At 35.1% G+C, this 19,693-nt stretch carries 16 protein-coding genes; 12 read left to right on the top strand and 4 right to left on the bottom strand.

Going from position 1 to position 19,693, the window contains the following annotated elements:
• Positions 1-133: 133 nt before the first annotated feature.
• The 9 genes from AC07N0_RS10335 (at position 134) to AC07N0_RS10295 (ending at position 13,373) form a co-directional block, all read left to right on the top strand.
• Positions 134-2,155: an OmpA family protein gene (locus AC07N0_RS10335; protein WP_494589120.1), complete on the top strand. Its 2,022-nt coding sequence runs from the start codon at positions 134-136 to the stop codon at positions 2,153-2,155.
• 103 nt (positions 2,156-2,258) lie between these two features.
• Positions 2,259-3,086: a transketolase gene (locus AC07N0_RS10330; RefSeq protein WP_494589119.1), complete on the top strand. Its 828-nt coding sequence runs from the start codon at positions 2,259-2,261 to the stop codon at positions 3,084-3,086.
• A gap of 72 nt (positions 3,087-3,158) precedes the next feature.
• Entirely contained in the window at positions 3,159-5,144 is a 1,986-nt protein-coding gene (locus tag AC07N0_RS10325; RefSeq protein ID WP_494589118.1) for an NAD-dependent epimerase/dehydratase family protein, read from the top strand.
• 31 nt (positions 5,145-5,175) lie between these two features.
• Positions 5,176-6,087 carry a transketolase family protein gene (locus tag AC07N0_RS10320; RefSeq protein WP_494589117.1) on the top strand — a complete coding sequence of 304 codons (912 nt, stop codon included), beginning with the start codon at positions 5,176-5,178 and terminating at the stop codon, positions 6,085-6,087.
• Between the two features lie 54 nt (positions 6,088-6,141).
• Positions 6,142-7,263, top strand: a complete 1,122-nt coding sequence (locus tag AC07N0_RS10315; RefSeq protein WP_494589116.1) for an acyltransferase family protein — start codon at positions 6,142-6,144, stop codon at positions 7,261-7,263.
• A 163-nt stretch (positions 7,264-7,426) separates the two neighbouring features.
• Positions 7,427-8,167, top strand: a complete 741-nt coding sequence (locus AC07N0_RS10310; protein ID WP_494589115.1) for a glycosyltransferase family 2 protein — start codon at positions 7,427-7,429, stop codon at positions 8,165-8,167.
• Positions 8,168-8,183: 16 nt separating this feature from the next.
• Positions 8,184-9,287 (top strand): UDP-galactopyranose mutase, encoded by a 1,104-nt coding sequence (glf, locus tag AC07N0_RS10305; protein WP_494589114.1) that lies wholly within the window; start codon positions 8,184-8,186, stop codon positions 9,285-9,287.
• A gap of 29 nt (positions 9,288-9,316) precedes the next feature.
• Positions 9,317-11,968 carry a hypothetical protein gene (locus AC07N0_RS10300; RefSeq protein WP_494589113.1) on the top strand — a complete coding sequence of 884 codons (2,652 nt, stop codon included), beginning with the start codon at positions 9,317-9,319 and terminating at the stop codon, positions 11,966-11,968.
• Position 11,969: 1 nt separating this feature from the next.
• Entirely contained in the window at positions 11,970-13,373 is a 1,404-nt protein-coding gene (locus tag AC07N0_RS10295) for an MBOAT family O-acyltransferase (RefSeq protein WP_494589112.1), read from the top strand.
• Positions 13,374-13,544: 171 nt separating this feature from the next.
• Here AC07N0_RS10295 and AC07N0_RS10290 read toward each other — a convergent pair whose 3' ends face one another.
• Positions 13,545-13,685: a hypothetical protein gene (locus AC07N0_RS10290; RefSeq protein WP_494589111.1), complete on the bottom strand. Its 141-nt coding sequence runs from the start codon at positions 13,683-13,685 to the stop codon at positions 13,545-13,547.
• A gap of 46 nt (positions 13,686-13,731) precedes the next feature.
• On the opposite strand from AC07N0_RS10290, the gene AC07N0_RS10285 reads away from it, so the two are divergent.
• On the top strand, positions 13,732-14,685 hold the full coding sequence (locus AC07N0_RS10285; RefSeq protein ID WP_494589110.1) for a hypothetical protein: 954 nt from the start codon (positions 13,732-13,734) through the stop codon (positions 14,683-14,685).
• Positions 14,686-14,742: 57 nt separating this feature from the next.
• Here the strand turns inward: AC07N0_RS10285 and AC07N0_RS10280 are convergent, their stop codons facing one another.
• Both AC07N0_RS10280 and AC07N0_RS10275 read right to left on the bottom strand, forming a co-directional pair.
• Entirely contained in the window at positions 14,743-15,327 is a 585-nt protein-coding gene (locus AC07N0_RS10280) for a carboxymuconolactone decarboxylase family protein (protein WP_494589109.1), read from the bottom strand.
• Positions 15,328-15,391: 64 nt separating this feature from the next.
• Entirely contained in the window at positions 15,392-15,934 is a 543-nt protein-coding gene (locus tag AC07N0_RS10275) for a peroxiredoxin (RefSeq protein WP_494589108.1), read from the bottom strand.
• A 194-nt stretch (positions 15,935-16,128) separates the two neighbouring features.
• On the opposite strand from AC07N0_RS10275, the gene AC07N0_RS10270 reads away from it, so the two are divergent.
• Both AC07N0_RS10270 and AC07N0_RS10265 read left to right on the top strand, forming a co-directional pair.
• The gene (locus AC07N0_RS10270; RefSeq protein ID WP_492799589.1) at positions 16,129-17,067 is read left to right on the top strand and encodes a hydrogen peroxide-inducible genes activator; all 939 of its coding nucleotides are present in this window, start codon (positions 16,129-16,131) and stop codon (positions 17,065-17,067) included.
• Positions 17,068-17,230: 163 nt separating this feature from the next.
• On the top strand, positions 17,231-18,862 hold the full coding sequence (locus tag AC07N0_RS10265; protein ID WP_494589107.1) for a M1 family metallopeptidase: 1,632 nt from the start codon (positions 17,231-17,233) through the stop codon (positions 18,860-18,862).
• Positions 18,863-19,071: 209 nt separating this feature from the next.
• Here the strand turns inward: AC07N0_RS10265 and AC07N0_RS10260 are convergent, their stop codons facing one another.
• Positions 19,072-19,671, bottom strand: coding sequence for an HPP family protein (locus tag AC07N0_RS10260; RefSeq protein ID WP_494589106.1), 600 nt, complete (start codon positions 19,669-19,671; stop codon positions 19,072-19,074).
• Between the last annotated feature and the right edge of the window lie 22 nt (positions 19,672-19,693).

Below are 19,693 nucleotides of genomic sequence, written 5' to 3'. Positions count from 1 at the left end.
ACTAATGAAAAGAGATTTTATTCTTTACAATGGTTTTAAAAAGCCTTTTTTGCTCAAAAGTGTTTTATATTGCTATATTATTTTAACAAATTGAAATTGTTTTTGTTTTTGGAAGAGAATAAATAAGGTTTTCATGAGAGGTAAAGGTTTGACCATATTTTTGTTTTTATATTCTTTTTCATTCAGTATTAATGCCCAACAAGTGTTTTGGGCTAGTAAAGTATTGGCGTTTTCATCAGAGAATACTATCCCTTTTCAGCCTTCTGCTAATAAGGCTATTCAAGTATTAGGCAAACCCAATGTTTTGCCACAGTTTGTGGCCAGTGGCTTAGCTTGGCAACCTGCCAAAAAACCACAGGTAGGTCAGGAATATATCAAAGTAAGTTTTGATACATTGATGGCCATTCAGCAAATATGTATTGCAAGGAGTTTTGGAGACGCACCCATTTCAAAAATAATTGGCTTTGATTCTTTGATGAAAGAACACTTATTGTATGTACAGAATAGTACGACTGGAGTGCATGAAAAAGGGCAGATTTTTGATATTTTTTTGCCTGAGAAAACTTCTTTTAAAGTGCATGCCATCAGTGTATTTGTAGACAGTAAAGACATTAACGACCAACCTCAATTAGATGCCATTGGTATCTCTGAATCTGCTAAGCCCATTCAAGTAAAAATTAACATTGCGGAGGATGCTCCCAAGGAGATAGTGAGGACTAACCTTGGCAAAGGGGTGAATTCAAGGCATCAGGAATTTGCTCCTGTGATTTCAAGTGATGGCAAAACCCTCTATTTTACCAGAAACTATGTCAGCTTCTTTGGTAAACCAAAAGACCAAGATGTATATTTCAGTAATATAGATAAAAATGAGAAATGGACAAAAGCACAGAATATAGGCTTGCCGATTAATACAAAGGACAAAAATGCTATTTTGGCTATTTCTACTGATGGCACAGAAATTTTGTTGATGAATAAATACCATGAAAATGGAAAGCTTTCTTCGGGAATATCTCATTCGTTGAAAACGGCTGAAGGTTGGGCTTTTCCTGAGGAGGTAAAAATAGATAATTTCTACAACCAAAGTCCCAATGCCGAGTTTACGGTATCATCCGATGGAAGAATCATGGTAATGTCTATTCAACGAAAGAATACAGTCGGAAAAAGAGATTTGTATGTTTCTTTCAAGAAAATTGATAATACTTGGACTGAACCAAAAAGCTTAGGAAAAAAGATAAACAGTATCGAACATGAAATGACGCCCTTTATTGCGGCAGATACCAAGACCTTGTATTTTTCTACACGTGGGTTACCGGGATATGGCGATAACGATATTTTTAAAAGTAAGCGATTGGATGATACTTGGACAAACTGGACAGAACCCGAAAATCTGGGTGCTGGCGTGAACACACCTTACTGGGACGGATATTTTACCTTGCCAGCATCAGGGGAATATGCTTATGTATGTTCATTTAATGGAAGTAATAAGGAAGATATTTTTAAATTAACCTTACCCAAAACAGTACAGCCAGACCCCGTAGCACTATTCACGGGCAGGGTGTTGACGAGTACCGACAAACAGCCTGTGACGGCTAGCATTGCGATGATTCCAAGGAATAAACTGCTAAAAAAAGAAGAGAAAGTATATGAGCCAGCCAACGGAAACTTCAAATTTGTGTTGCCTTTGAATGAAATAATAGATTTTATACCCAATGCGAGTGGCTATTTAGCCATTAATGAAACAATAGATTTGACAAAGGCAACTTCATACCAAGAAATCAAAAAAGACTTGTATTTATTGCCATTGGAAGTGGGAAACAAGGGTGTATTGAATAGCCTGACATTTGAACAAGGAGAAGCAAAATTACTACCTTCGGCCATGAAAGAATTAGATAAAATCGTTCAGGCAATGATAGAGATACCGACCTTAGAAGTGCTATTTGAAGGACATACCGATAATCAAGGTGACTTTCAGTTGAATTTACAATTATCAGAAAGCAGGGTGGCAGAAGTAAAGAAATACATCACTAGCAAGGGGATTTCAGCCAATAGAATTACTACGAAAGGATGGGGGCAAACTCGCCCAATTGCTAGTAATGCTACCGAAGAACGGCGTCGTTTAAATAGGAGAGTAGAATTTACGATAACCAAGAAATAATGTATTTCTTTGGGTATGCTTAAAAAACCAGCTATTTTTGTGTAAACTTCGTCTGATTTTTTTTAGATTAAAGTTTATACAGCTAAATACTCAAAGGGTTCTAATGACAACTATCATCAATAATAGCGTTGAATTATTACAAGACTTCAAGAAAATGCAGGGGAGTCTTCGGCTGAAAATTTTAAAAATGTATTTCAATGCGAATGCTGGTCATATTGGTTGTTCGCTTTCTTGTATAGACTTAATGATTGCATCATTAATGTCTCATAAAGAAGAAAATGAAACATTTATTCTTTCAAAAGGCCATGCCGCCGCCGCCCTTTATGCCTGTTTGCATGAAATCGGTGATATTTCAGACGAGAAGCTAGAGAGTTATTATAAAAACGGTACAGACCTCCCAGCACATCCAGCCCCTAATAAAGTAAAAGGAATTCCTTTTGCTACAGGTTCTTTAGGGCATGGTTTCCCCATTGCTACAGGAATAGCGCAAGCGAATAAGATATTAGAAAACAATGACTTTACTTATGTGTTGATGTCGGATGGTGAAACCAATGAAGGCACAACATGGGAAGCAGGACATTATGCTGTGGCTAATCAGTTGGATAATCTAATCGTAATGATTGACAAAAACGGGCTACAAGGTTTTGGGAATACCAATGCGGTGCTAGGCGTTTCGGCTGATGCTGAAAAATGGAAATCAATAGGTTTTGATGTCATAGATTGCGACGGGCATGATGTTGAAATGCTTTATCAAAAGATTGATTATTTAAAGAATCGTAAAAATGGACTTCCCAAAGTGATAATTGCCAATACTGTGAAAGGAAAGGGAGTATCGTATATGGAAAATAAATTGGAATGGCATTATTTACCCATGAATGCTGAGCAATACCAAAGTGCTCAAGAGGAAATTCAGACCAAGTATTTTGATTAGTATCATATTACCCAACTATATACAAACTTATTATTTCAAAGAAATTTCTTGGAAATTGAAAATTATTAATAAATGACCTACTCGGTAAAAGAAAAAATTCTAGCCCTTAAAGGACCAATTTTTGTTTATGGTGCAAGTGGATTTATTGGAGCCAATCTATTCAACGAAATTTTTAAACTTAGAAATGACTGTTATGCCTTAACACACGGTGCACAGAAAGCTTGGCGTTTGAAGTTATTGAATGTGCCAGCAGCAAATATCGTTCATTGTGATATTGTTTCTAATTATTCTATTCAAGAAGTATTTAATATCTATAAACCTAAAACAATATTCAATTTAGCTGCTTACGGGGCTTACTCTAAACAAAATAATGTAGGGCTTACCTACGAAACCAACGTAATTGGTACGGTTAATTTATTAGAAAATTTAACCTCTGATATGGTTTATATTCATGCGGGGAGTAGCTCGGAATATGGCTTTAATTGTACCGCACCCAAAGAAAGTGACGCTTTAGAGCCCAACAGTCATTATTCTGTATCAAAAATTTCTGCGGCGTATGCTATTCAGTTTTATGCGAATGTTTTTCAGAAAAATGCCATCAATTTAAGGCTATACTCTATTTATGGAGATTGGGAAGAGCCCGATAGACTCGTGCCAAAATTGATTGAACAAATCAGGTTTGGAAAACTCCCTAATTTCGTTTCACCAGAAATTTCTAGAGACTTTGTTTATATCACAGACTGTTTGGAGGCTTTCCTAGACGGAGCCTTGAAAATGTCTGCTGATATCAGAGGCAAATCATATAATATTGCTAGTAGTATCAAAACAACTATTGGAGATTTAGTTGAAATCTCAAGAAAAGAGTTTGACATCCTTGAAGAGCCATCATGGGGAAGCATGGAAAAACGCCAGTGGGATTTAGCAGAGTGGTATGGTGACCCTACAGAAGCTGAAAAAGATTTAGGCTGGACGGCTAAAACCCCTCTGAACGTAGGTTTGCGTAAATACTTTGAATGGCAAGAGATTATCAAATACGAAGAAAGAGTATTACCAGCCTTTCAAAACCCGTATTTGAACCCTGTCATTACAGCAATTATCGCTTGTTATAGAGATGCGGAGGCTATTCCATTTATGTATGAGCGATTGGTGAAAACCTTTAATGAAATGAAGGTTCGCTATGAAATCATCTTTGTAAACGACTGTTCGCCTGATAATACTGAAGAAGTATTGGAGGGAATCTGTAATAAAGACCCTAATGTAATAGGTATTACGCATTCAAGAAACTTTGGTTCACAGGCTGCGTTTTTGTCAGGGATGGAAATATCAACGGGTGATGCTGTAGTACTAATGGATGGCGATTTGCAAGACCCCCCTGAGGTAATTCCGAATTTTTATGAAAAATGGACTAAAGGGTATGAAGTAACCTATGGTGTAAGGGTACAACGTGAAATGCCAGATTGGTTACATTTCTTTTATAAGACCTTCTACAGAATCTTTAAAAATATGTCTTACATCAATATCCCAAATGATGCAGGCGATTTTTCAATGATTGACCGTAAAGTGGTAAAAGAATTAGTCAACTTGCCTGAAACAGAACAATTCCTGAGAGGTTTAAGGGCATGGGTAGGCTTCAAACAAATAGGGGTGGATTATATTCGTCCTGAAAGAATGTTTGGTGTATCCACCAACAACTGGCGTAAGAATATCTGGTGGGCCAAAAAAGCGATTTTCTCTTTTAGTTTTGTGCCATTAGAAATCATGTCTTATGGAGGAGTAATCATGACTTTGCTATCTATCTTAGGGATTATTTGGCAGATATTAGCAAAATATATATTCTTTCCAGATACTCCCTCAGGTATTTCTACAGTGATTGTTTTAGTAATGTTTTTCGGAGGAATCAACCTGCTTGGCATAAGTTTTTTAGGAGAATACATTGCTAAGATTTTTGAAGAGACCAAGAAAAGACCAAAATTCATCAGAACTCGTGTGCGCAAAGGGGTAAAAAGGTACAATACTTCAGAAGAAATAAAGAGACTAGTAGAAGAACAAAGAAAATAATTAAGCAATTGAACAAATTGCTTTATCTATAATGAGAAGAGAATTTTCAGATGCCATAGAAAAGATAGCCCTCGAGGACGAGAAAGTGGTGTTTATTACAGGTGATTTGGGGTATAATGCTTTAGAAAACCTACAAAAAACGATGGGCAAACGTTTTATCAATGCTGGAGTAGCTGAACAAAATATGGTTGGTCTGGCAGCGGGAATGGCTTACAAAGGCTTCAAGGTTTTTTGTTATTCAATCGCTCCTTTTGTAGTATACCGTTGTTGGGAGCAATTTAGAAATGATGTTTGCTTGCATAATTTACCCGTATTTTTAGTAGGTAATGGCGGAGGATATGGCTACGGAATAATGGGAAGTAGCCACCATGCTATTGAAGATTTGGCAGGACTAAGTAGCTTGCAAAATGTAAAATGTTGGATTCCTGCATTTTCAGACGAAGTAGAGCCTTTTGTAAATCAGATTATTTCTGAAGGTCGCCCTGCCTATTTGCGTTTGGGAGCTGGGAAACAGACACCCTCACTAGAAAAAGATTTTGATTCAATAAAATTATTGGCAAAGCCAAACAATGCTAAGGCAAGTATTGTTGCATTAGGACCAATAGTGGGGAATGTCATCAAGGTGTTGCAAAACGAGGACTTCAAAGATAAGTTTAACCTATTTACGGCCTATCAATTACCCTTAAAGATAGATACAGAAGCTTTTAACATCCTACAAGAAGCCAAAAATGTACTTGTGGTGGAAGAACACGTAAGTATTGGCGGATTAGCACAACAGCTTTCGATTCAGTTGTTAGAAAAAGGCATTTCATTGAACAAATTTATTAGCCTACGGGCACAAGGATATCCTGATGGCGTTTATGGAGACCAAGGTTTCCATCAGGCTCAATCTGGACTAGACGAAAAAAATATTGCTGAAAAGCTTAGATTACTATTAGCTTAATTGCATGATGCTTGAAGGTGAGTGGTCACTCACAAGTCAGAACTCTTACTTAATATGTCAGAAATAAAAAAAGAAACATATTTTTCTCAACTCGATGGTATTCGTTTTTTGGCAGTTATGTTGGTTTTAGTTGACCATTGGATGGCAGAAAGAAATCCCCTTCCATTGGGGCATCTTGGTGTAACGATGTTTTTTGTGTTAAGTGGGTTTTTGATTACCAGAATTTTAATACAAAGTAAATTAAAAGACGACCGAACAGGACGAAGCCATTGGTTTTCTGTAAAACAATTTATCATTAGACGGAGCATCAGAATTTTCCCTATTTATTTTCTGTCAATCTTTGCTTTATATTATTTTAATATTCCCCCAGTTCGTGAAACATTGGTTTGGTGCCTGACTTACAGCACCAATTTATATATTGCTATCAATCAACATTGGATGGGTACGATAGACCACCTGTGGTCATTGGCAGTAGAAGAGCAGTATTATCTTGTGTTTCCTTATCTGATACTTTTTCTACCGACGCGTCATTACCTGAAATTATTGATGATAATGATTGTTATCTCTATTGCCATTCGGTTATGGCTGTACTTCAATGGAACACCTTGGTTAGTGCAATATGTGCTGATGCCTACTGCCCTTGATTGTTTTGGTTTGGGAGGATTGATGGCATACTATTTTACGTTCAAAAAGAATGAAGTGTTTGATAAATTAGCCAATACTAAGTTTATCGTACTTAGCTTTATTGCTTATGCTATCTGTGTAGGATTAATCATCTTTCAACAAAAGGCAACAGGAGAGGTAGAGAATTTTGGGAAGGTAGTAGCTGAACGTTTTTTGGGAGCAACTTTCTGTTTTTTCCTGATTGCCAAAGCAATTGCTGAATATAAAGGCTTTTTGAAATGGTTTTTTGAACATCCTGTCATACAATACTTAGGACGCATAAGTTATGGTATTTATTTATACCACAACTTTGTTTACAACTTTTATCATACTCCTCAGACAAGTATTGTATTGAGAGGTCTTCACAAAATTCAAAGAATTTTTCCATTGTTTACTCTCAATATAGGTTTTGAATTCCTATATTTTTTAGGAATAACAGTTTTTATTGCAACATTATCTTGGTTCATTATCGAGAAGCCCATTAACCATTTAAAGAAATATTTTACCTATTAAGCACAAAAAATCAAGTTGTTAACGATAAAGTATTGTTCTAAAATCGGTTTTGTACCGATGTTTCGATATTTTTGTAGTTTGAACGCTAGCCCTAATTTTCAATCCTATGCTTTTTTTGCTTTTATAAATCAATTTATTAAATCTATTTTTACCGAAATACTGAATGAGTATCAAATTAGCCATCGTCATGCCTGCCTACAATGAACAAGATTGTATGGCTGAAGTAGTTAAAATCTGGTCGGATCTTTTAGATAGTGAATTTGCGTTAGAAGAAACTAGGCTTATCGTGGTAAATGACGGTTCAAAAGATAATACTGGTGCAATTTTAGATGGATTGCAACCACTATATCCTAAACTTATTGTTGTTCATCAAAAAAATGGAGGACATGGTAATGCAGTAGTGCATGCCTATCGCAAAGCTGTTGAATTAGAGGCCGAATATGTATTCCAAACTGATTCGGACGACCAATTCATTCCTCAAGATTTAAAATTACTTTGGGAAAAACGTCATCAATCTGCTTTTATCTTAGGGCATAGAGAAGTAAGACACGACGACCCTTTCAGATTATTCATCACCCGTATCTTAAGATATAGTATGTTTGTAGTGTATGGTACTTTTATCATGGACTCTAACATTCCTTTTAGATTAATCAAGGGTGATTTCCTCAAGAAATTGTTGTCTCAATTGCCTAATCCTGTCCCTTTTGCTCCGAATATTTTTCTGGCAATTATGGCAAAAAAGGCTGGACAAGAATTATTCAATATTCCGATAGTGCATAAAGAAAGAGCTACGGGCGAGGTATCTATCCGAAAAATGAAGCTGTTAAAAGTGTGCTGGCAATCATTCAATGAATTATTGAATTTCAGGCTTACTTTAAATAATAATATCAAAAACTTAAAATAGAACCAACAGGACAACGATGAAAGAATATGATTTTGTGATAGTTGGTGCTGGATTGTTTGGTGCTGTGTTTGCTCATGAAGCTAACAAAAGAGGTAAGAAATGTCTGGTAATAGATAAAAGGCCACATTTAGGAGGCAATATATATTGTGAAGAAGTAGAAGGCATCAATGTTCATAAATATGGAGCCCATATTTTCCATACCAATGATAAAGCTATTTGGGACTATGTAAACTCATTTGTTGAATTTAACAGATACACCAATTCTCCATTGGCCAATTTTGAAGGTGAATTATTTAATTTACCCTTCAATATGAATACTTTTTATCAATTATGGAAAGTAAAAACACCTGAGGAGGCACAGAATAAAATCAATGAACAGGTAAAGGCTTCGGGCATTACTGACCCACAGAATCTTGAAGAACAAGCAATCTCTCTGGTCGGAACCGATATTTATCATAAATTGATTAAAGGTTATACCGAAAAACAATGGGGAAGAAAGGCTACTGAACTTCCTGCATTTATCATTAAAAGATTACCGCTTAGATTTACCTTTGATAATAATTATTTCAACGATAAATATCAGGGTATTCCGATTGGTGGGTATAATAAACTTACTGAAGGTTTATTGAAAGATATTGAGGTAAGAACATCAACTGATTATTTCGAAAATCAAGAAGCATTTAAGGAAATTGCTGATAAAATTGTTTTTACGGGTCATATCGACGAATATTATGGTTATTGTTTTGGTAAATTAGAGTACAGAAGCTTGCGTTTTGATAATGAGGTAGTTAATCAAGAAAATTATCAAGGTAATGCCGTGGTAAATTATACCGAAGCTCATATTCCTTACACAAGGGTTATTGAACATAAGCATTTTGAATTTGGGAAACAGCCCAAAACGGTTATTACCAAAGAATATCCATGTGAATGGACTTCAGGTATGGAGGCTTATTATCCAATTAATGATGATAAGAATACTGAGATGTTCAAACGTTATCGTACATTAGCTTCTGAAGAAAAAGATGTGATTTTTGGTGGTCGCTTGGCTGAATATAAATATTATGATATGCACCAAGTGGTGGCGTCTGCATTAGTGAGAGTAAAAACAGTTTTTGGATAAATCTTTTTATCCATTAAAATGATAACATTATGAAAAATAAGGTAATACTTTTCCTTGCAATAGCCATTTTAGGAATTGGTAGTTATCTTTTTTTTCAAAAGAAAAATCCTTATTTAAGTACCCTAAAACGATTTGTTCCTGATAATACATTGCTATTATTAGAAACCAATGAACTTTCTGGCTATCCTGAGTCAATCGTTTTTGCTGAAATTCCTTTGCTTTCTCGGGTTGAAAACCAGTTTAGTTTATTGAAGAAAATGGGTCTTTCAACAGATGAAGTAAAAGACTTATTGAAAGGTAAAATGCTATATTTTGCTTTGTTGCCTGAAGTAAAAGCAGACTTGAATTATATTACTTATCTGCCTCTTACCCAAAATGATGCTGTTTTAGTCAATAAGATCTCCAAGCTTCAAGAAAATATCTCTGGTAGTAGAATCATTTATCATACCACCCGTGGCTATAGAATCGCAGAAGTAATAGATTCTACCACAAAATCAGTCCTGTCGTTTATCATCCAAAATGATATTTTGATTTTTAGTTCGTCAAGTATCTTGATTGAAGAATCTATCTTGCCAAGCGAAAATACTTGGATTAAAGAAATATCCAATGTGCTCAGCATTAATAAGGATGTAGCAACCACGGCTACGCATTTGAATAAGGATGCGATAAGTAAATTTATCAATAAAATATCTATCCATAAAGATAAAGGCGCCACGCAGTTTACTAAGTTGTTCTCTGATTATTTCTCTGGTTTTGAATCTGACAAATCTATTATTAGTGCAATAGGCAACAGCCCCAATGATAATTTTTTTGAGGGGCAAACTCCTAAAAAGATAGAGACCTTGAGCATGATTCCGAATACTTCATCATTTTTGTTGCATATACCGATAGACAATCAAACAAATTTTGAAGAAAATCTTAAAAAGTATTTTAACGACCATAAAGAATTAAATACCTTAAGGAATACCGTAAAGGCAGCATTCAAAGTTAATTATAGTGATATTTATCAAAACTTGGAAAGCGGGATAGTGTTTACAGGCTTTGATGAAGGCGATGAGAAATTCAACGGGAAAGCATTAATCCTAAGAAATAATAAGCTGTTAGATATCTTAAAAAATACCTCTGTTGAAGTATCTAAAGAGAAAAATGCTAATGTAGTAAGTGTTGAATACGGTGGTTATTCCATAAAATCTTTAGGTATCAGAGAATTTCCAAGCATGCTTTTTGGGGAATATTTTGCAGGCTTTGAGGAATGCTATTTTACAGAATATAAAAACAATGTCATCCTGACTAATAGCTTATCGGCTATGCAAAGCTATTTACTTACTTTGAGCAAAGGCGATGTTTGGAGTAATTCATCCAAGAATCAGGCGCTTATTAAAAAGTGTAGACCTGCCAACTTGACGCTCATTACAGAAACTAATAAAGCATTGCTAGGCTTTAATAAGTCATTGGTAAATGCATGGTCTAGTAAATTTGCTGAGAATGAAAGCGTTTTAAATCGTATTCAAGTATGTATTTTTGAAATCAATCAGCAAAAAACTTCGCTTCGGTTTTTTAAAAATTTGTCTTTATCACAGCCATCTAAAAAATATTCAAATAAATGGTTAAAACTATCAAGTATTAAGATAGACTCAGCAGCAAAACCATTTTATATAATCAATCCTTCCACTAAAAAACAAGAGGTATTTGTGCAGGATGATGATAATGAAATTCATTATATCAAAGGAAGCAAAACTGTTTGGTCATATCAGTTAGCTGGCAAATTAGTAGGGGAGATAAAAAATGTAAAAATATTGCCCACTGCCCAACAGCAGTTATTATTGGCTTGTCCTACAAAAATCTATCTACTTACTAAAAATGCAGAAGGTTTTGAGGTACATCCCATTACCAATAATACAGGCACTAGGGTGAGTGATTTTATTCTTTTTGATAAAGAAACAGATAGAAAGTTCAATACAACACTTTTTACTGCCAATGCAGCGTCTTTTAAAATAGATAAATCTTCGCTTAGTTTAAAGCTTCATTATAAGCCTGTGAGTGGACTACAATATATTTTACCTATCTCTACGGTTATTCTAAGAGGCGTTGAATATGCTATTTTGTTAGATAAAAAAGGAAAACTTACATTACAAGACGCTGATGGAAATGTGCCTAATGGTTTTCCGCTTGCTCTAAACCGTACTTTCAATGGGCCAGCGATATTAGAAGGTTCTGGAGAGAAGATTTCAATAAAAGCCCTGAGCGAAAATGGAGAATTGTTTAGTGTAAATTTATCTGGAAAAATTATTGAGAAAAAACAGTTGTTAAGACCTAGTATTGAGATTAAATTCTTTTTATGTGCCGACCAACGCAATGCCGATTGGGTAATTATGAAAACGGATGGAAAAGATGTAGTAGTGCTTGATAAAACAGAAAGTGAAATATTTACCATTAAAGAAGAAACTTATGGCGTAAAACGGTTGAAATATTATAATCTAGGCATTGGAGGAAAATACTTTGCTTTGACTAACAGTTATACAAGCTATCGTTTTTTTGATGAAAATGGGAGTTACGTAGGAGGAATGCCGCTGGTTTCTACGTCTTATCCAGTACTTACTTATTCAGAATCGTATCAAAAATTAATCATTGATATCACAACGCCTACTGCTTTTGAAAATTGGTCGGTGAAACTTCGTTAATATGCTTTTTAATTCTATTCATTTTTTAATTTTCTTTATCATCGTTACGCTTGGCTACTGGTCTTTGGGTTGGAATGGGCGTTGGAGATTACTGCTTTTTGCAAGTTGTTATTTCTACATGGTTTTTCAACCTATCTATATTTTAATCCTGTTTTTTACCATCATTATTGATTATTTCGCTGGGATTTATATAGAACAATCAAAGGGACATAGTAGGAAAATCCTCCTGATTGTCAGTTTGATTTCCAACATTGGCATCTTGGCCATTTTTAAATATTACAACTTTTTTAATACTAATATTACCCATCTCTTACATTTTATTCATGTAAGAAACCCCGCACCTTACCTCAAAATTCTGTTACCCATTGGGCTATCTTTCCATACCTTTCAGGCAATGAGCTATACCATAGAAGTGTATAGAGGCAACCAGAAAGCAGAAAGACATTTTGGGATTTATGCCCTCTATGTGATGTTTTATCCACAGTTGGTAGCCGGCCCCATCGAAAGACCCCAGAATGTGATTCATCAATTTTATGAAAAGCATCAGTATAATTGGGAGAAAGTAAAAAGTGGACTCATGATGATGGCTTGGGGATTGTTTAAAAAAGTGGTAATTGCCGACCGACTGGCTATGGTGGTCGATGCTGCGTATGGCAATCCTATGGAGAAAAATGGGCTATCGCTTTTAGTCGCTACTTTCTTTTATACCTTTCAGATTTATTGCGATTTCTCTGGTTATTCTGAAATTGCTTTGGGTTCTGCCAGAGTAATGGGCTTTGAATTGATGGAGAACTTTAAAAGTCCCTATTTTTCAAAATCTATTTCAGAATTTTGGCGTAGATGGCATATTTCACTTTCTACGTGGTTTCGTGACTATTTGTATATTCCTTTGGGTGGAAACCGTGTAGCCGAATGGCGAAAATATTTCAATCAATTTGTGGTTTTTATGGTGAGTGGTTTGTGGCACGGTGCTCAGTGGACATTTGTCATTTGGGGTTCTCTACACGGACTATACTTGGTGATAGCTGCTTTTAGAAATAAATATTTCCCTAAATTAACTTTGCCCCAAAATACGTTAGGGAAAGGCATCAACTTGATTACAACCTTTATATTAGTGATGTTGGCATGGGTTTTCTTTAGAGCAAAAAATATGACGGATGCCTTGTTGATTCTAAAGAGAATATCTTTTTCTTCGCCAAATGATTTATTACAAACGCCCTTAAATAACGTCGAAATGCTATTTTCGTTGGGGTTGATTATATTATTACTTTGGAAAGAATTGAGGTATTTTTATATCAATACACAAAGCAATATCAAGTTTTATAGTTTGGTATCAGTCTTGATGATTTTGGTGTATTACTTTGGAGTGTTCAATACCAATAATTTTATCTATTTTCAATTTTAAAGAGGCTGTCGGCTATCAGTCATCGGCTTTCGGTTTTTTTAGCTATCGGACTTTGGCTTTCAGAAGTCAGCTTTTATTAATCCGATAACTTTAAGAGGGCTTTCGGATTTCGGCAGTCGGCTTTCGTTTTTTTTTAGCTATCGGACTTTGGCTTTCAGAAGTCAGCTTTTATTAATCCGATAACTGAACGCTGACGACCGACATCCGAAACCCAAAAGCTGAAATCCGATATCCGATTACCGAAAGCTGACATCCGACATCCGAAAGCTTCATTCCTATGTTAAAAAGTATTTTAAAATATTCAGTACTCATTTTGTCCATATTTTTGTGGCTACAAGCTTACTTTCCAGCTATTTACATGAGTACCAAACTGTTTCCAGACGATTATCGGTTTGGTGATTTGTACCGCCTTTCATATTTGCCTGAGTTTAAAGAAAAAGCAGAAAATTGTCATGAAAATACACAAGCTTTAAACAACGATACTTCCAACGTACATTTGTATATTATTGGAGATAGCTTTTCAGAGGAAGCGAGAGTCAATAAAACAGATTTTAATGTTGGTAAATACACCTACATCCATTGGGCAAAAAATACCTATATTCATTTAGATAGCACTAAAAGGAATATTTTGATTTTGGAATCAGTAGAAAGGTCAGCCAAAGAACATCTCTCAAAAGATGTAGATAATTTCAGTTGTGAAACACCTGTAGGAAATGTTGAAGAACCACACTTAAGTTTTCGTCAAAAAGTAATTAGTGGCTGGGAAAAAGTATCCGCTGTAATATTTCCTCCCGGTACAGAAGAACGTCTAGAACATACCTTGTTTAATTATGATATATTTCTGTGGTTCAGAGAATTGAAAGCTAAAATGAATTTGGTTTTCTTTGATAGGATAGAACCTAAAGTGATATTATCATCAGATAAACAGCATTTATTTTATATGGAGGAGGCCGATAGTACCCACGGGCGTTCTGCTTTTTTCCCTGTTACCGATGCCATGATTGATACCTTTGTTACTCATGCTAACAATAGTAAAGAAAAATATTTGAAGGCAGGCTTTGATGAAGTGTATCTATCCATTATTCCCAACAAAGTAAGTGTACAATCGCCCGAATTAGGGAAATACAATCATTTAATAGAGCGTATTCAAAGCAATCCAGCTTTGAATGTTCCTATTATCGATACTTATGGAATTTTCAGAAAATCACCTGAAAAGTATTATCTAAAAAGTGATACGCATTGGAATTGTACGGGCAGAAATGTTTGGTTAGGCATTATCAACAAACAGATTATAGGAAAAGGCAAAAAATAAAGAGCCAGCTTTCGCTGACCCTCATCTAGCGGGATAATTAAAAGTGGTATTGCTCAATTACAACAATGTAATAAAGCTTTTGATAACAGCACCCAAACGAACGGCATCAAATATACGCTGCTCTGTAGCACCGTGAGATTTTACTGACGCTTCGTGCGAAGTAACACACATTTCACAACCATTGATGGCTGAAATAACTAAGCTTAATAATTCAAAGAATTCTTTACCAAGGACAGGGTTCATCATGATTGACATTCTGACACCTGCTGGAATATTATTGTAAGTTTCTTTATCCATAAAATGGCGGAAACGATACAATACGTTATTAGCATTCATTAAAGATACGCAAGCAGCAACCTCTAAAAGCTCTTTTTCTTCTGCTCCTTTGTTTTTTGCAAGCTCTTCCAAAGCAGTAACCAAAGTGCCTGATTTTTCGTTGATAGCTACTGATAACGCTAACAAAACGGCTTCTTTCTCTTTCAAAGTCTGTGCTTTCAAAGCGTTAGAAACATTGATTTTAAGGTCTTTGATATAACGGTGGTCGGCTGAATTTAAGCGATCAAGGAAAAGGCTTTCAAATGTTGAAGGAAGGTTTACTTCTGCCAACAAATTATTTTTAGTTTCACTAACTGTTCCGAACATGATTTTAATTTGAAGAGTTGAAAATTAAGAGGCTTTAAATAAATAAAGCCTCTTAATTAGGAAATTAAACTGATAAAGTTTCTTCGCCTTGTTTCCAGTTACAAGGACAAAGTTCGTCTGTCTGAAGTGCATCTAAAACTCTTAATACTTCGTCAACGTTACGGCCAACTGATAAATCGTTAGCACATACCCAACGGATAATTCCTTGTGGGTCAACGATATAAGTAACACGGTAAGCGATTTTTTCGTTTGCTTCTAAAATACCTAATTCTTCAGCTAAAGATTTAGAAGTATCAGCTAACATAGGGAATTTTAATCCACGAAGATCGTCATGATTGTTTCTCCAAGCTAAGTGAACGAATTCTGAATCTGTAGAAGCACCGATTAATACAGCATCACGATCAGAGAAATCGTCGTATTTTGCATTGAAAGCAGCAATTTCAGTAGGACAAACAAAAGTGAAATCTTTTGGCCACCAGAACATCACTAACCACTTGTCAGCATTCTTGTGATCTTCTGAAGTGATATCGTAAAATTCTTTTCCTTTTTCAAGAGAAACTACTGCTGTTTTTTGGAATTTTGGGAATGTTGAGCCTAATGATAACATGATTTTTTTGTTTTCTGTTTAAATAAAATATTGAAATTGTACAATTTTTAGTTCTTTTAGAAAGAAATTAAGTATTACTGCATTTAAAAAGTAATATTTCTTTTTCTTTTACAAAGTTGCTCACTAATCTCTTTGTAAACAAATTGATAATATTGATATTTACATAGATATTCCTTATAACTTCTTTTAATAACATGACTATTACACAATTAGAATATGTAATTGCCGTTGAGAATCATAGAAATTTTGTGCAAGCTGCTGATAGTTGTTTTGTAACTCAACCAACTTTGAGCATGCAAATTCAAAAATTGGAGGACGAATTGGGTGTGAAAATATTTGATAGGAGTCGCCAACCAGTAGTAACTACCCAAATTGGCTTAGAAATTATTCAGCAGGCTCGTATTACTATTGCTGAATTTTATAAAATCAAAGATGCCGTAAATTCTGGAAAGCATGACGTAACTGGCGAAGTCCGTTTGGGTGTTATTCCTACCATTGCTCCTTATCTATTACCTCTTTTTCTAGCTAATTTTCTTGAAAAATACCCGAATGTTGAATTAAAGATTAAAGAACTTACTACCGACAGAATTGTACATGGCTTAAAGAATGATGATTTTGATTTGGGTTTAATCGCTACGCCTCTCCAACAGCCCAATATTGTAGAATATCCTATCTTTTATGAAGAGTTAGTTTTATATGTATCAAAAGAAAATGCGATTTATCAGAAAAAATATGCACTTTCGGAAGATATTAATCCAAAGGAATTATGGCTTTTGGAAGAAGGACACTGTTTGCGTTCTCAGATTGAGAATTTATGTGAATTAAAGCGTAAATCTATCGGAAGAAATCAATTTGAATATCAGGCTGGTAGCTTGGAGACACTTCGCAAGATGGTGGAAAGAAATCAAGGTATCACTATCTTACCTGAACTGGCAACCATGGATTTTGATGATGAAAGATTAAAATTAATACGTCATTTTAAATCACCCGCACCTGTCAGAGAAGTAAGTTTGGTAGCACACAAAAATTTTGCAAAATTAGGCATCCTAAAAGCCCTAAAAGAATGTATCTTAGCAGCCCTCCCAAAAGAATTGACTGTGGAAAAGAAAAGGAATATCGTGGAGGTAGGTTAGAATTCTTAGATATTAGATAAAAGACAATAGACATAAGTAAAATATTTAATCTTTCTTCTCAATATTTAAGAATCTTTTATATTACATTCAAAACCTGATACTGTATTTAGCATCTAATGTCTAATATCTTGTATCTTACTACTAAATCAATCAACAAACAACAATGAAATTCATTATTACCTTATGCTTATGCACCCTAAGCTTTTTAGGATTTTCGCAGTTATTTCAACCTAAAAAAGCATATACTCGACAAGACTCGCTCAGAGGAAGCATTACCCCCGAAAGAGCTTGGTGGAATCTTCAATATTATCACCTCAGTGTAAAAGTTCAGCCCAACGATAGTACTATTTCTGGGAATAATCTGATTACCTATAAAGTATTAAAGCCCGCGCAGGTAATACAGATTGATTTACAAAATCCGATGCAAATCACAAAGGTAGTTCAAGATGGACAATCATTAAAATATAAAAGAGAAGGGAATGCTTTCTTTGTTGAATTACAAAAAAAGCAAGTGACAGGCAAAACAGAATCTATCACCGTATTTTATGAAGGTAAGCCAAGAGTTGCTCGTCGTCCACCTTGGGATGGAGGGTTTTCTTGGAAGAAAGATTCAGAGGGCAAATGGTTTATTACCACATCGTGCCAAGGTTTAGGCGCTAGCGTTTGGTGGCCATGCAAAGACCACATGTATGATGAAGCCGATAGTATGCTGATTTCTATTACTGTGCCTAAAGGCTTACAGGATATTTCAAACGGACGATTATTGAAAGTAGTAGATAATCCTGACGAAACGAGTACTTTCGATTGGTTTGTTGCTAATCCAATCAATAACTATGGCGTAAATATTAACATCGGGAATTACGTACATTTCTCAGAAAAGTATAAAGGACTAAAAGGCGATTTAGATTGTAACTATTATGTGTTGCCAGAGGACCTTGAAAAAGCCAAAGTACAATTCAAACAAGTGCCTATGATGCTCAAAGCCTTTGAACATTGGTTTGGACCATATCCATTTTATGAAGACGGTTATAAATTAGTACAAGTATCCTATTTAGGCATGGAGCACCAAAGTTCTGTTACCTACGGTAATCATTTCACTAATGGCTATTTAGGGAGAGATTTATCAGGAACAGGCTGGGGGCTGAAATGGGATTTTATTATTATTCATGAGTCAGGACATGAATGGTTTGCTAATAATATTACGGATAAAGACATTGCTGATATGTGGATTCATGAAAGCTTTACGAATTATTCAGAAAACCTTTTTACTGAATATTATTACGGCAAAGAAGCAGGAGCGACTTATGTGAAGGGATGTAGAAAACTAATTGGCAACAAAGAACCCATTATTGGTGATTATGAAGTAAATCAGGGAGGTTCTGGAGATATGTATTACAAAGGAGGAAATATGTTGCATACTATCCGTCAGGTTATTGATAATGATGAAAAATGGAGACAAATTTTGGTAGGGCTGAACAAAGCTTTTTATCACCAGACAGTAGATACCAAGCAAATAGAGAGCTACATTACCAAAAAATCAGGGATTAATTTAAGTAAAGTTTTTGACCAATACCTTAGAAATACCGAAATTCCAACTTTGGAATATAAAGTAGAGAATGGAGCGGTATCCTATCGCTGGACTACCTGTATTGATGGTTTTAATATGCCCATAAAAATAGAAAATGCTACAGGTAAGTATCAATTTATTCAGCCAACTACAACGTGGAAAAGCATGAAAGGAATTAAAGACATAAAAATTGATGATAACTTTTATGTGTATTTGAAGAAGGTATAAACGTAAAACTCTTTTCATCATCCTTCAAACTAAGCCTCCGTCTTCCCAATATAACGAAGCAAGCAAGCTTTATCACTAGCGAGGGACTTAAGTCCCTCGCTAGTGATAAGATTATCAAATACTTATGGATATGTATTGGTAATCAATAGGACTTTAGTCACCAGCTAATAGAAATGTTTGAAATGTCAATACCTCATCTCAATTAAAATCTATTCTTTAATTCTTCTAATAAACATCCTTTTCAACGAATCCGTAAATCTTTTATCGGTAGGATATTTTCTATCAGGGGTAATATTATTAAAAATAATAGCCACTAGAAAGAGAATAAGACAACCTGAAAGCACAGGCGATAAAACATAAAAATAGCCTAAGCCTTTAATTTTATCAGACCCAATCACGGCTAATAATGCCGTTGCTCCGCCCGGAGGATGAAGCGTTTTGGTGATTTGCATCATCACGATAGCACTAGAAACAGCCAGAGGAGCTGTGAGCCAAAGAATATTAGGAAGCAGTTGATAAATAGTTACCCCGATAATCGCTGAAATCAAATGTCCACCAATAAGATTACGTGGCTGTGCTAAGGGACTTTGGATAGCACCAAAAATCAACACACTCGATGCTCCGAATGAACCTATCAAAAAAATGTTGTCATCTGAAGTAAGTTGAAAGGTTTGTAAAAATGAGATGAGTCCAATCCCAATAAAAGCACCAATAAATGACCAGAAATTTTCTTTGTAATCGACTAACGTTTCTTTGTAGATAATGTACCTTGAAATTCTTAAATTTCGTTTTAATTTTTGTCTAACCATTCGTCCATTCTTAATTCTTAGC

It is taken from the genome of Arcicella sp. GW821-FHT09D11, assembly GCF_059416265.1.
The sequence above is the reverse complement of the archived record's forward strand: the minus strand, read 5'-3'. Positions and strand labels throughout refer to the sequence as shown.